We start from the raw sequence: 12,623 nt of genomic DNA, 5'->3' as shown, positions 1-12,623 counted from the left end.
CGACAGATCGGCGTGCCCGTGCGCCTCCAGATATAGCGTCAAAGGAATGGATTCATGGCCGGTCTCAAGTTGAACGATGTCAAGAAGAGCTTCGGCCATCATGCGATTCTTCATGGCGTCGATCTCGACGTAGGCGAGGGGGAATTCGTTGTGCTGGTCGGCCCTTCCGGCTGTGGCAAGTCGACATTGCTTCGCCTCGTCGCAGGCCTTGAAAGCGTAAGCGCCGGCCAGATTATCATTGGCGACAATGATGTGACGACGGCACCCCCTGGGGATCGCGGGATCGCGATGGTATTTCAGTCCTACGCGCTGTATCCCCATATGACCGTTGCCCAAAATCTTTCCTTTGGCCTCGAAAACCTCAAAATGAGTAGAGCCGAAATCGATCAGCGCGTGATGGAGGCGGCACGAATGCTTGCGATCGAGCCTCTCCTCGACCGACGGCCGAAGCAGCTCTCAGGTGGCCAGCGGCAACGTGTGGCAATCGGTCGGGCGATTGTCAGGAACCCCAAGCTGTTTCTGTTCGATGAGCCGCTATCCAACCTGGACGCCGCACTGCGCGTGCAGACACGCGGCGAGATCAGCCGCCTGCATAAAAGGCTGGGCGCGACCATGGTCTATGTGACGCATGATCAAGTCGAAGCAATGACGATGGCAGATCGTATTGTCGTCCTCAATGCAGGCCGCATCGAACAGGTCGGCACGCCATTGGAACTATTCGAGACGCCGGCCAATAGATTCGTCGCGGGCTTCATTGGCTCGCCGCAGATGAACTTTTTTGAGGGCAGTGTGCTTTCCTCCGGGCCGGGTGGCGTCGCGCTGGAGGTGCCGGGCTTCGGGCCGGTATATCTGCCGATCGAAGGCGCAGCCACGGCGGCCGGCCAGACCGTTATCCTCGGCGTGCGGCCGAACCATTTTGAACTTGCCAAGGGTGCGGCGGCAAGCAGCGTCACCGTCCGTCTAAACGTCGATTACGCGGAAAGCATTGGCACGGATACTTATGCCTACGGAAGATTGGAAGGAAGCGAGACTGCAACGATCGCGCATCTGCCGGATCACGTAGAAATCGAGGATCATTCCTCTCTGGCACTGATTGTCCAGCCTCAGCGCCTCCATCTCTTCGATTCAGAGAGCGGCGCAAATCTCAAGCGCGCAACCGGAAAAGAGAGATCCAAGGAAACCTCTTACGGTCGCAGGATTGCGTCAAATCGTGCTTCCGGGCAGATCCATGGAGATGTCGTGGCGGACCGTCACGAATAACTAGTTCTGCTTGCCACCGGCAACGCAAGCCGCCCGCTTTGGCGTGGGCGCCGAGCGTCTACGGTTTGGCCACAATGGGTGGCCGCGTTGCATTGAGGCGCGTGATTGGCTGAAAAGATCTTGCCCGTCTCTGCGCCGACACTTGTGGCAAACTGACAGCCGATCGCCCGATCCGCGACATTCTCTGCGATGAGGAGAACCGCATCTTGAGTGCGGTGATCGAGCGGGTCTGTGGGAAACAATACCGGTTCAGGGTCGAACTGAACCGACCGCACCTGGATTCACCGATGTTGGGTCCTCCCTGACCGTTCTCTTGGGAATCCCGCATCCGCTCCACCGTCGCAGCATGGCGTCCTTAAGGGAGGTAGTGGATGTGCGGCCTTGGATGATGCGGCGACGTCTCCACTCGCGCATCGACCGAAAACACATCCCGCAGAAGTTCCTGGGTCAGCACGTCTTCCGGCATGCCGGCCGCGACGATTCTGCCGCTCTGCATGACGATCAATTCGTCGCAGAACATGGCCGCGTGGTTGAGGTCGTGCATTGCGACGATGCTCGTCACCGGCAGACCGGAAACCAGCCGCATCAGCCCGATCTGATGCTGGATGTCGAGATGGTTGGTCGGTTCGTCGAGGATCAGTTCTTTCGGCGACTGCGCCAGGGCTCTTGCGATATGGGTGCGCTGCTTCTCCCCACCAGACAGGCTCTGCCAGCGTTCGTTTCGCTTGCCGGTCATGCCCGCCCGATCGAGTGCTTGCTCGACAATCTGGTCGTCGGCGAGTGTCCAGCCGGAAAACATCGACCGATGCGGAAAGCGTCCGAGCTTGACAACGTCGATAACCCTGAGATTGGCGTTGGTCGTCGCGTGCTGTTCGACGAAGGCGACGCGTTGCGCGATCGTGCGGCGTCCGATGGTCCTGATGTTCTTCCGATCGAGAGTGATCTGGCCGGCATGCGGCTGCTTCAGGCCGGCCAGAAGCCGCAGGAGAGATGTCTTGCCGGAGCCGTTCGGTCCGAGGAGGCCAAGCATCTTGCCTGACGGTGCTTCGAAGGAGACGCCATCAAGTATGGTCTTCCTGCCAATTTTCCAGACGAGGTTTTCGGTTTTGATGCTCATGATGTGCGCTGGAACCGATAGAGAATGACGGAGAAGAAAGGGACGCCGACCAGTGCCGTGACCACGCCGATCGGCAGAACCTGCTGCGGGATCAGGACGCGCGATGCGATATCGGCGAGCACCATGAAGATCGCACCGACGATGGCGCAGGCCGGAAGCAGCCGGACATGCAGCGGCCCGACGACGAAGCGTGCCGCATGCGGCACGACAAGACCGACGAAGCCGATCGAGCCGACCATGCTGACGATCGTCGCCGTCATCATTGCCGTTAGCGCAAACAGCACGATGCGGACCCTGATGACGTTGATACCGAGAGATGCGGCCGCTTCATCACCAAAGGCAAAGGCATCGAGGACCCTGGCATAGAGCAGGCAGACGACAAGCCCGAAACCGACGATGACCGAGACCAGCATGAATTCCGGCCACCGCACTCCCCCGAAGCTGCCCAGCAGCCAGAACATGACGTCACGGGCCTGTTGCGCGTTGCCTGACGTCGTGACCACGTAGGATGTGGCGGCATTGAAGAGCTGCGAAGCGGCGACGCCGGCGAGAATTGTCCGGTCAGCGCCGCCGCGTGTGCCGTTCGACAGTAGCGCTACGAAGAAGAAGGCCGCGAAGGCGCCGGCAAAAGCCCCGGCCGACAACGAGACCGCGCCTGCGCCGACACCGAGGATGACGATGGCGACCGCACCGGTGGACGCGCCGGCGGAGATACCGAGAACATAAGGCTCTGCCAACGGATTGCGCAGCAGCGACTGCATAATTGCACCCGACAGGGCCAGCCCAGCGCCGCAGAAGGCCGCAACGAGCGCGCGGCTGAGACGATAGTCCCAGATCACAGTTTCGTAGATGCGGTTGAGTTCCACCGCCGTCCATCCCAGCCTGTTGGTGACGGCGGCAAACGTCGTGGCGAGCGGGATCGGCAGATCGCCAATCCCGACACTGACGCCGACGACGAGGCCGACCGCCACGAGGGAGGCCAACAGGATGACGCCGAAAGCGGCAACATGCCGGAGGGAGCGGTTCGAGGCGGTCACTTGATCAGGCCAAGGGCCTTCAGCTGTTCGGCCACCTGTTCCGCACCATAGATCGTGCGGATTGTCGGGTTCATGGCTTGACCGTCCATGACGACGATGGCCTTGTTTTTGACGGCTGGCATTTGGCTGACGGCCGGGTCGGTGTTCAGGAAGTTGATCTTGGCCTCCGGCTTGTCGAGTTCCCAGCGATTTCGGTCGAGATTGGCAACGACGATGACATCTGGATTGACGGCGATGATGCTTTCCCAACCGAGCGTCGGCCATTCGGCTTCCGCAGTGACGGCATTCCTGCCGCCGAGCAGATCGGCGATGAAGCCGGATGCAGCGTTCTTGCCGCCGACATAGGCGTCGGCGGAAGGCGACTGGCTGGAGAACCAGAAAACATAGGAAAGCTGCTTGCCGTCCCTGGAGACGCCGGCGCGCAAATCCGCCTCGCGCTTCTTGAAATCGGCGATCAGCGCCTGGCCGCGATCGGAGACGTCAAAAATCTGCGAGAGCTCGTCGATCTCCTTGTAGAGCAGGTCCATATTCCAGAGCTGGTCGCGGCTGCCATACTCGTTCTTGACCTTTTCAGTGCTGAGGCAGGTGCTGGGTGAAACGTAGCTCGGCACGCCGACTTTGTCGAAGTCCTCGCGCTTGGCGACCTTGCTGGTCGCTCCGATCAGGCTCGGCAGCGCTGCTGCAACGAAATCCGGGTTCTGCGCCAAGATCGACTCGAATGTGGGGAACTCGACAGTCAGAAGCTTGACCTTCGCATTGGCTTCGGCCAGCTGAGGCAGAACCTTGCTCGGCCAGAATGCCGTACCGGCCATTTTATCCTCAAGGCCGAGAAGCAGCATGATCTCCGCGCTGTTCTGGCCAAGTCCGATTGCGCGCTGCGGAGCCTTTTGAATGGTGACCTTCGCACCGCAATTGTCCAGCGTCAGTGGATACCCGGTCGGCGCTGACAGTGCCGGTGTCGCGATCAGGCCGAATACGGCGACGAAAGCGGGAACCGTAAGGGACTTCAAAACGCTCATGAGAACTTCCTGTTCTTCTGGTCCCCAACAAGGGGATTTTAAGGGCGCGGGCGGTATAACCCGCTTACCAAAGGAAAAACAAGAGTATTATGGTCACCTTTTATAGCGGCAGGCTCTCGATTCCGTTCCCCAAGCGGCAGAGCTGGCCGGGCGTTGCGATCGGGTCGACAGCGAGGCCTGGATACAGAGCATAAAGGCGTGACACATTTCAGAACCGCGGCCGCACCATTGCGCTATGGGGCCGAATTGAAATCGGCGATCAGCACGGCATCTCGCCGTCCACTCCGCTGGGATCTTGTTCCGAGCGATCCCGTAGCCTGCAATCGTAGCCGCTGGCTTGATATCCTCCGAAACAGAGGATTGAATACGTGCTTGCTGTGCTTGCGGCTGAAGTGGACAGGGTCGCTACGCCGGGCGCCAGCGAAGTCTTGGTGTACTATTTTCGTCGCTTCTAAGTCTTCTTCAGCAGGTCAGGACTTCACAAGCGATGACGAGATGGGCTTCATGAAGGTTCTCGTGAGTGCCGATGACGATCGCATCCGTGGCTTCACCATGATCGGCTCGGAGGCCGGCGACGTCGTGGCGGTGGTGCAAACCGCGATGCTGGCGGACCTGGCCTACACGCACCTTCGCGACGCCATCATCGTCCACCTGACGATTGCCGAAGGTCTCGGACCGCTCGTTGCAAACTTAGGGTCTCGATCCTGATCGCCATTGGCCAGAACGACCGGATCCGTCCCTATTGCTTCGGACGGATGCCGCCGCCTGACATGTTCATTGATGTCCAGCCATTTCGATCGCAGTTGATTCGATAGGGCGGAAAAGGAGCGAAGAAGCCGCGAAGACGGCAAGAAAAGCTACCGGCCATCCAACGTTGTTGCCAATCAGAACGGCAAGAATTGCCGCGGATGATCCATTTTGGTTGCCAAAAGACCATAATTGCCTCACCTAGATCACACATCGGCAACAGGTATTAAGAATTGGATCATCGCTGAATGCGCATACACTACGTTTTTCTTGGTGCATTTCTTGCAATCGCTCAGTCCGCATATGCAGAAGTCGCATCGCCTGTTTTGGCCCCGCTGAAGCAACAGGCGCAAGCCGCTCAGTTGAGTGCCCAAGTTCTCACGCGCTTCAGCTACAAGCCCGTTGCACTCGACGACGCCTTGTCGGCCAGGATCATGGATCGGTTCATCAAATCGCTTGATCCAGACCGCGCACTCTTTCTGCAGGCGGACGTCGACAGGTTCATGGCTGACCGCAGCGAGATCGACGATGCCATCGAACGGCAGGACTTGAAGATCCCGTTTGCGATCTTCAACGCCTATGAACAGCGCGTTGTCGACCGCATGAACTACGCGCGCAATTTGCTTAAGCAGGGCTTCGATTTCGGCGCGCAGGAAGATTATTCCGTGCTGCGCGATAAAGAGCCTTGGCCGCAGTCTGAAGCCGAGAGCAATGACCTTTGGCGCAAGCGCGTCAAAAGCGACTGGTTGCGGTTGAAACTAGGCGGTAAAACTGACGCAGCTATTCGCGAAACGCTCGACAAGCGTTATGCCAACACCCTCGAGCGCGTTCAGAAGTATAAAAGCGACGACGTTTTTCAGTCGTTCATGGACGCCTACGCAACGTCGATCGACCCGCATACCGACTATTTCGGCGCGGCCGCTTCGGCTGACTTCAATATCGCGATGAAGCTTTCGCTGTTTGGTATCGGTGCGGTGCTGCAGGATCGCGACGACTATACGACGATCCGTGAGCTCGTGCCTGGCGGCCCGGCGCAGTTGTCCGGCAAGCTCGCAGTCGGAGACCGCATTACCGGCGTTGGTCAAGGCAAGGATGGAGCGATAAAGGAAGTGGTGGGCACGCGCCTTGATGAAGTCGTGCAACTCATACGAGGGAAAAAAGGCTCAGTCGTGCGCCTGGACATCCTGCCGGCGGACGCCGGGGCAGATGGCACGCATCGCGTAGTCAACCTCGTGCGTGACAAAATCAGTCTCGAAAAGCAGGCTGCCAGCAAGGCGGTTCTGTCCGTGGGCGGAGGCGACGCCGCGCGTAAAATCGGGGTGATTACTCTGCCGGTATTCTATGAGGATTTTGAAGCCAAGAGCAAAGGAGACAAGGACTATAAAAGCGCAAGCCGCGATGTCGCCAAGCTTCTCGGCGAACTGAAGCAAGAGAAGGTCGACAGCGTTCTCATAGACATGCGCAACAATGGCGGCGGTTCATTGGACGAGGCGATCGATTTGACTGGTCTGTTCATCGGCAACGGCCCGGTCGTTCAGCAACGCGGTAGCGACGGTAAGGTCGAGATTAGAAACGCTGATTTTGCAGCGCCTGTCTGGAAAGGCCCGGTGGGTGTCCTGATCAATCGCGGGTCGGCGTCGGCTTCGGAGATTTTTGCTGCGGCAATCCAGGATTACGGTCGGGGCGTGATTATCGGTGAACCCAGTTTCGGGAAGGGGACGGTCCAGACCGTCCTCAATCTGGACCGAATGGTTCGCAACAGCAAACCCGAATTCGGGGAGTTGAAAGTGACGATTGCCCAGTTTTTCCGGGTCAACGGCGGTACGACGCAGTTGCGCGGCGTGACACCTGATATCAGCTTGCCGGGACTTTCCGATCCGGCTGTCTTCGGCGAAACCAGTTATGACAATGCCCTGCCGTGGGCGCAGATCAAGCCTGCGGACTATGCGCCTTCCGACACTGTCACGACGTTGCTGCCGACATTGCAAAGCCGGCATGATGCACGGGTTGAGAGCGATCCGGATTTCCAACGCCTGTTAAAGGACATTGCCGACCTTAAGGCGCAGCGCGAGAAAGGGGTCGTCTCCCTCAACGAAGCCGAACGTCGTAAAGAAGCGACAGCGCGAGAAAATCGGCTGAAGTCCCGAGCGCAAGCGGATGGTGGCGAAGATCCTGGTGGAGATGATGGCCTGCAGTCAGACGAGCGCAGCCTGAGCGCTGATATTGCTATTGAGAATGCCCGCAAGAAGGCAAAAGACGTCTTGCTCAACGAGGCCGCCGCCATTGTTGCCGATGAGGCAGATCTGCAGCAAGGCGCGTTAAAGGCAGCCACAAAACAATCGGGAAACACGAACGCAAAATAATTATAACCGAAGGGCGCAACAGTGTGCTCAGCTTTGCGATCATACCGTTCGCAGCGGCGTGATTGCAGAGTGAGTATCAGATGATCGCGATCTGTCTTCGAAGGTAGCTCGAAGCAATCGGCGCGGCGTCGGCCCTTCTCCTGGTGCGATCGATTCACCGCGAAGCAGTGAGGCCTCGCGGTGATGATGGCTGCATGCATCTTAAGCGGTGCTTGCGCGCAGCAGCACGGATTGATGCTTTTCAAGGAAAGCCACAAGACGCGCGTGATAGTCATCAGCCGCCGCCTGCCGAACGCTCGGCCGTTTTGCAAGCGCGCTTCGCCATTTCTGCACCCTGTCCAAACCGTCAAAGATATGATTTTCACCGATCGCATCAAAGACGTCGAAATAGCGGAAGATCGGCGCAAAGACGGCGTCCACCAGACTGAAACCCTCACCGGCGAAGAATGGTCCCCCAGACAGTTCCGCCTCGATCGTGCTGAATCTGGAAGCGATCGCCTTTCCCCTTGCTTTCAAAACTTCGAGGTCGCTGGTCGTTTCGTAGACCCAGAGATCGGCCAGAATCGACGAGCCGAATTCCATCCACCCGCGATGGCGGGCACGTATCAAAGGATCGTGTGGGTGCAGCTTCGCGCCGGCCTGCGTCTCATCGATATATTCGCAGATCGCAGCACTTTCGAAGAGCGCAGTCTGCTGTCCGCTCTCCTCGATCAGCAAAAGCGGAACCTTGCCAAGGGGGGAAATCTCGAGAAACCAATGGGGCTTGTTATCGAGGTCGATGAACTCGCGATCGAAAGGAACGCCTTTTTCGCCAAGCGCGATGGCGGCGCGTTGCACATAGGGGCAGAGATGGTGGGAAATGAGCGTGAATTTCCGCATGGCAGCGATCCTCAAGGGGTCTGGGCGGCGACGAGCGACCGCGATGGATGTAGCGCCAAGGCTCCATTGCCAAGCATCACCTGCGCGATCGAGAGAACGATAAGGTAGAGCGGATATTCCCAGCCGCCGCCCGGCGCGGTGAAGAACCAGCCGTTTGCTCCATGAACCCAGATAATTGCGCCGGCGAGCGCGGGGATAAGCGTCAGGGCCACGGCACGTGTCTGTATGCCGAGAACCAGAAGGGCGCCGCCGATGGCCTCGGCGGCGAAGGTTACATAGGCCAGCCAGCCGGGTAGACCGACGGATACGAAGTAGCCGGCAGTTCCCGCCAGGCCGAACGTCATGAGTTTCAGAATGATGCTGTGCGCGAGGTACATCGTGCCGAGGCTGATGCGCAGCAGGGCGGTTGCGTAAGGCACGGACGTTTCCATTGGCATGGTGTCTGTCTCCAATTATAGATGCATATGCATATAATTACCCTTGCGATTGCCGTCAATATAGATGTACTTGCATCTATGAAGAATCGAAACGGCCCATCGGAACCTGTGACGCAGGCGTGGATCAGCATCATGCGCGCCCAGCAACGCCTGCTGAATGCGATAGAGACAGACTTCAAGAATGCCRGCCTGCCATCGCTCAGCTGGTACGACGTGCTCTGGGAACTCGCGCGCGCCGAAGAGGGCAGACTACGTCCCTTCGAGATCGAAGAACGCACCCTGCTTGCGCAGTATAATCTCTCGCGTCTGATCGACCGGTTGCAGCGCGAAGGCCTCGTCAGCCGGGAAGCCTTTGCTGAAGACGGGCGCGGCCGTTGGGTCGTGATTACGCAAGCAGGGCGCTTGCTTCGCGAACGCATGTGGGCCGTCTATTCAAAGGCAATTGATGCCCATGTCGGAGCCAAGCTTGATGATCAAGCGGCCGCATCGATTGTTGCTCTACTGTCGCGTTTCACTGGTTAGGCGACAGGGGATGCTGCCCTAGGAAGTTCAGCGGTTCAACCCGTCGCAGGGTGCCAAGCCCAGCGGCATTGATCGCCATTAGACGCTGGTTTTCGGTGCGATCGTCAGCTCCGAACCATGAGCGCCGCGCATCTCCGTCGCTCCGGCCGGGTCACGGTCGTCGGCCTTGTGCAGAAGCGTCGAGCGATAGCCGCCCGCATGCGTGCCCTCGATCAGCGTCACATCGGCGTTGCCCGGATTGTCGGAGCGCTCGAACCATTCGACGCTGTGATGCAGGAAATTCATCTCGAAGGCACGGTTGGTGACGCCGTGGCCGACGATAACAGCGGTGTCGTTGCCTTTGCCGATATCATGCATGACGGTCAGCAAAAACATCCGTACCCGCTGGGCGACATCTGCCCGGCTCTCTCCATCAGGCGGGCGGGCATAGAACTTGCCGCTGTTGTTGCGAAGCCGCGCCCATTTCTCGAATTCTTCCGGAAATTTGCGCCGCTGCTCGGCGCGGTCGTAGATTTCCGTAAACAGGCCGAAATCCTGCTCCCGTAGCAGATAATCCTCATGCACATCGCTGATGGTGTCCGCTGGCAAGGCCTCGACGATCGCGTCCTTGGTCTGGCGCGTGCGCAGATATGGCGAATGCCAGATGGTCGCCCTCGGCGCAGCGGCAGGCAGCGCTGCAAGATACGAAGCGATGCCACGCCCGGCCGCCAGCGCCTGCCGGTAACCCCATTCCGTCAGCGGAACATTGTGATCGCCGAACTGCCGGTAGGCGCTCTCGCTGATGTTGCCGAGAGATTCGCCGTGTCGAACGAGGAAGATGCGCATGTCTGTCCGTCTACGCTGAGGGTGAGAACATCATGACGGGCGCGGAGGTAGTGTGCAATGGCCGACAACCTGATCGAGTGACGATCCCCTAGTTCGGTTTACTTGGCTTTTTAAACCGGCAGCTTGTCGCCGCCATTGAAAACGGCCATCCGGTGCGCTAGTTTAAATTGTTATCTGCCATCACAGATTCATATGGTTGTATTTGAAAGACGATCGTTTCTGGAGACATAGGCCTGAAATCATCGATCCTGGACATAGCTCCAGCCAATCGAACGAGACTGTTCCTTCACCGATGGCAATTGACTTGTGCCTCGGTCGTTGAACTGGTGCACGGAGGTAGCAAATGTCTAGGCACAAACTGGCAATCGTTGCGACACTTGCATCGCTGCTAGCTGTTCAGACTGCCGAAGCCGACGGTCCTGCTGGCGCTGCTCGCGGCTTGAAGACGGCGCCGGTATTCAGCTATATTCTCGAAAAACGCCGGACTGCCGCCCCTTTTGCGCATGTGATGTTTTGCGCGCGATATCCAGATGAGTGTACTGCTCGCGGCGAGGCTTCCGAAATCCCCTTGACCCCTTCTGCCGACAAGCAGCTTCAGGCCGTCAACACCTCGGTCAACCGCTCGATCCGCCCGGTTGACGACCGATCCGATCAGGGGGATGTCTGGCAGGTGAACGTCAAGTCCGGCGATTGCGAGGATTTTGCGCTGACGAAGCGGGACCACCTGATCGCGATGGGCTGGTCGTCGAAGGCACTGCGTATCGCCGTCACCAAGACGCCCACCGGCAAGGGCCATGCGGTTCTGGTCGTTAAGACCGATCGTGGCGACCTGGTGCTCGACAACCGGACAAATGCGATCCGAAACTGGAAGGATGCGGATCTTCGCTGGCTTATGATCCAGTCAGGTGAAGACCCGCGCATATGGTACGAACTTTAGATGCACCGGCATTGCATGCCCTTGGACACATGCGGCGCACGATCTCCAGCGTCTTGCCAAAATTCATCCTGTGTCATGCCAAGGCTCTTGCGATTGTCCCCGACAACGAAGGCGAGGAACTCGGTGCCAAAACGGCGGATGTCATTTTTACGGCGCAGCTAGCGTTTTGTACGGTCCGTAAGGCGGCGCAAAACCATGCCGCCGTGGTGCAGGGTGTTTGCGTCGACGAAGTCGCCATCGGCCGTGAAGCCGGTGTCGTCCCAATATTCGATATGTACGCCGATTACTTCGTAACGCCCTTCATAGGCGCGTTCGCGCCTACCGCGTGCCTCGACATAACGCCCGGTCGGCAGAAGTTCGTGGCGAACATGACCGTCATCGGTCACCCACATGCCGGTATAGGGATGGTTTGTCTTCAAGTTGGCTTCCTCAGCTTGTACGGATTGGCTCAAGAACGTGGCCGTCATCAGGACTGCAAATGCATACCTCATGGTCGGGCTCCTCAACGCCTGTTGATATTCTGGTTGCGATGATGAATTGCAGTGTGCGCAGGGTCCGGCGGGCGATGCGAGAGGCCGAACCACAGCCGGACTGTGACCGCTATCGTGCACGCGGCTCGTTGTTTTCGACAACCTGCTGGTAGGCGACGAGGTCCAGAAAGGCCTCGGCCTCGACAACAGAGCCGTCCTTCATCCGGAATATCCAAACGAACTGGTTGCGATAAGGTGCGCCGGAGGTTGTCGTGGCCGACCCGTTGAAGCGGATGATGACCATGTCTCCATCCGCAAAGATATTATGCACCTGCGGCAACACGGGGGTCGTCAGACGGCTAGTAAGAGGCCCTGACCCTCGCTCGACGAAGTCCTCGAGACTGCGGTAGGTGCCGGCCACCGGGCCGGAGCCGTGGATTGTCCAGACGACGTCGGGCGCGAGAAGCTCGGCAAAGACGTTGCCACCTGCACGCCATTTCTCGAATGCCGTGCGAACGATGGCCTTGTTCTGTGTCTCCACGGCGGTGTCCTGGATTTCCACACCGGCGCCTGGCGCGGTTTCGGCATGCGCCGGTCCGATGATGGCCAGGAATGCTGAAGCGACCAGCAATTTGCGGCACGCCCTGTCAAGGTGGTTAGGCAGTGAGGAAAAGGTCATGGTATCATTCCTTTCTTCGGGTTGATGAAGAGCGAGAAAGACCGCCGTGGCCGCACGCCTTCATGCATGTTGGTCCTCTTTGTCTGCTCAGATGCGGCGAGCCACTGAAGCTTCGCCGAAGATGAGTTGCTGGACCAATGGGCGTTCCACGAAACGGGCCGGGAATATCGGATCTGGGTCGCTTACCCGGTTCAGGCGATCGAGGTGGTCTGGCGACAGCACCACGTCCAAAGCGCCGAGATTGTCCTCTGCCTGGGCAACAGTGCGGGCGCCCATGATGGGGGACACAACCGAGGGGTTCGCCAGTGTCCACGCAAGGGCCACCCGGGAC

14 protein-coding genes are annotated in these 12,623 nt (G+C 58.7%); 5 read left to right on the top strand and 9 right to left on the bottom strand.

Going from position 1 to position 12,623, the window contains the following annotated elements:
• Positions 1–54 precede the first annotated feature (54 nt).
• Positions 55–1,260 carry an ABC transporter ATP-binding protein gene (locus tag AC1D35_RS25670; RefSeq protein ID WP_477852068.1) on the top strand — a complete coding sequence of 402 codons (1,206 nt, stop codon included), beginning with the start codon at positions 55–57 and terminating at the stop codon, positions 1,258–1,260.
• Between the two features lie 355 nt (positions 1,261–1,615).
• Here the strand turns inward: AC1D35_RS25670 and AC1D35_RS25665 are convergent, their stop codons facing one another.
• The 3 genes from AC1D35_RS25665 to AC1D35_RS25655 are packed head-to-tail and all read right to left on the bottom strand — an operon-like array spanning position 1,616 to position 4,433.
• Positions 1,616–2,377 (bottom strand): ABC transporter ATP-binding protein, encoded by a 762-nt coding sequence (locus AC1D35_RS25665; RefSeq protein WP_113508131.1) that lies wholly within the window; start codon positions 2,375–2,377, stop codon positions 1,616–1,618.
• Entirely contained in the window at positions 2,374–3,414 is a 1,041-nt protein-coding gene (locus AC1D35_RS25660) for a FecCD family ABC transporter permease (RefSeq protein WP_477852066.1), read from the bottom strand. Before AC1D35_RS25660 ends, AC1D35_RS25665 begins: the two co-directional genes overlap by 4 nt.
• Positions 3,411–4,433 carry an ABC transporter substrate-binding protein gene (locus AC1D35_RS25655; protein ID WP_477852064.1) on the bottom strand — a complete coding sequence of 341 codons (1,023 nt, stop codon included), beginning with the start codon at positions 4,431–4,433 and terminating at the stop codon, positions 3,411–3,413. The genes AC1D35_RS25660 and AC1D35_RS25655 overlap by 4 nt, the downstream gene beginning before the upstream one ends.
• Positions 4,434–4,631: 198 nt before the next feature.
• Between AC1D35_RS25655 and AC1D35_RS25650 the strand changes: the two genes are divergently transcribed.
• Positions 4,632–5,141: a hypothetical protein gene (locus AC1D35_RS25650; RefSeq protein ID WP_477852063.1), complete on the top strand. Its 510-nt coding sequence runs from the start codon at positions 4,632–4,634 to the stop codon at positions 5,139–5,141.
• A 287-nt stretch (positions 5,142–5,428) separates the two neighbouring features.
• Positions 5,429–7,543 (top strand): carboxy terminal-processing peptidase, encoded by a 2,115-nt coding sequence (locus AC1D35_RS25645; RefSeq protein ID WP_113298687.1) that lies wholly within the window; start codon positions 5,429–5,431, stop codon positions 7,541–7,543.
• 201 nt (positions 7,544–7,744) lie between these two features.
• Here the strand turns inward: AC1D35_RS25645 and AC1D35_RS25640 are convergent, their stop codons facing one another.
• Positions 7,745–8,422 carry a glutathione S-transferase family protein gene (locus AC1D35_RS25640; protein ID WP_477852062.1) on the bottom strand — a complete coding sequence of 226 codons (678 nt, stop codon included), beginning with the start codon at positions 8,420–8,422 and terminating at the stop codon, positions 7,745–7,747.
• Positions 8,423–8,433: 11 nt separating this feature from the next.
• A complete protein-coding gene (locus AC1D35_RS25635; protein ID WP_477852061.1) occupies positions 8,434–8,859 on the bottom strand; it encodes a DoxX family protein in 426 nt (141 codons plus the stop codon).
• Between the two features lie 78 nt (positions 8,860–8,937).
• Between AC1D35_RS25635 and AC1D35_RS25630 the strand changes: the two genes are divergently transcribed.
• On the top strand, positions 8,938–9,381 hold the full coding sequence (locus AC1D35_RS25630) for a MarR family winged helix-turn-helix transcriptional regulator (protein ID WP_477940657.1): 444 nt from the start codon (positions 8,938–8,940) through the stop codon (positions 9,379–9,381).
• Between the two features lie 78 nt (positions 9,382–9,459).
• Here the strand turns inward: AC1D35_RS25630 and AC1D35_RS25625 are convergent, their stop codons facing one another.
• Positions 9,460–10,206, bottom strand: coding sequence for a histidine phosphatase family protein (locus AC1D35_RS25625; protein ID WP_477852058.1), 747 nt, complete (start codon positions 10,204–10,206; stop codon positions 9,460–9,462).
• 343 nt (positions 10,207–10,549) lie between these two features.
• On the opposite strand from AC1D35_RS25625, the gene AC1D35_RS25620 reads away from it, so the two are divergent.
• Positions 10,550–11,143 (top strand): transglutaminase-like cysteine peptidase, encoded by a 594-nt coding sequence (locus AC1D35_RS25620; protein ID WP_113298691.1) that lies wholly within the window; start codon positions 10,550–10,552, stop codon positions 11,141–11,143.
• Between the two features lie 158 nt (positions 11,144–11,301).
• On the opposite strand, the gene AC1D35_RS25615 is transcribed toward AC1D35_RS25620, so the two are convergent.
• From AC1D35_RS25615 to AC1D35_RS25605, 3 genes are all read right to left on the bottom strand, one after another.
• Positions 11,302–11,634: an Atu4866 domain-containing protein gene (locus AC1D35_RS25615; RefSeq protein ID WP_477852057.1), complete on the bottom strand. Its 333-nt coding sequence runs from the start codon at positions 11,632–11,634 to the stop codon at positions 11,302–11,304.
• A 109-nt stretch (positions 11,635–11,743) separates the two neighbouring features.
• On the bottom strand, positions 11,744–12,292 hold the full coding sequence (locus tag AC1D35_RS25610; RefSeq protein WP_477852055.1) for a nuclear transport factor 2 family protein: 549 nt from the start codon (positions 12,290–12,292) through the stop codon (positions 11,744–11,746).
• A gap of 87 nt (positions 12,293–12,379) precedes the next feature.
• Positions 12,380–12,623, bottom strand: a 244-nt coding sequence (locus AC1D35_RS25605; RefSeq protein ID WP_477940652.1) for an aldo/keto reductase, incomplete at its 5' end; no start/stop codon positions are given.

This window comes from Rhizobium sp. P1_E6 (assembly GCF_056405875.1).
The sequence above is the reverse complement of the archived record's forward strand: the minus strand, read 5'-3'. Positions and strand labels throughout refer to the sequence as shown.

What these genes read in the sequence shown, in the direction of transcription:
- AC1D35_RS25670 (WP_477852068.1), top strand. Translation starts at nt 55, where the DNA reads ATGGCCGGTCTCAAGTTGAACGATGTCAAGAAGAGCTTCGGCCATCAT.
- AC1D35_RS25665 (WP_113508131.1), bottom strand. Translation starts at nt 2,377, where the DNA reads ATGAGCATCAAAACCGAAAACCTCGTCTGGAAAATTGGCAGGAAGACC.
- AC1D35_RS25655 (WP_477852064.1), bottom strand. Translation starts at nt 4,433, where the DNA reads ATGAGCGTTTTGAAGTCCCTTACGGTTCCCGCTTTCGTCGCCGTATTC.
- AC1D35_RS25645 (WP_113298687.1), top strand. Translation starts at nt 5,429, where the DNA reads ATGCGCATACACTACGTTTTTCTTGGTGCATTTCTTGCAATCGCTCAG.
- AC1D35_RS25640 (WP_477852062.1), bottom strand. Translation starts at nt 8,422, where the DNA reads ATGCGGAAATTCACGCTCATTTCCCACCATCTCTGCCCCTATGTGCAA.
- AC1D35_RS25635 (WP_477852061.1), bottom strand. Translation starts at nt 8,859, where the DNA reads ATGCCAATGGAAACGTCCGTGCCTTACGCAACCGCCCTGCTGCGCATC.
- AC1D35_RS25625 (WP_477852058.1), bottom strand. Translation starts at nt 10,206, where the DNA reads ATGCGCATCTTCCTCGTTCGACACGGCGAATCTCTCGGCAACATCAGC.
- AC1D35_RS25620 (WP_113298691.1), top strand. Translation starts at nt 10,550, where the DNA reads ATGTCTAGGCACAAACTGGCAATCGTTGCGACACTTGCATCGCTGCTA.
- AC1D35_RS25615 (WP_477852057.1), bottom strand. Translation starts at nt 11,634, where the DNA reads ATGAGGTATGCATTTGCAGTCCTGATGACGGCCACGTTCTTGAGCCAA.
- AC1D35_RS25610 (WP_477852055.1), bottom strand. Translation starts at nt 12,292, where the DNA reads ATGACCTTTTCCTCACTGCCTAACCACCTTGACAGGGCGTGCCGCAAA.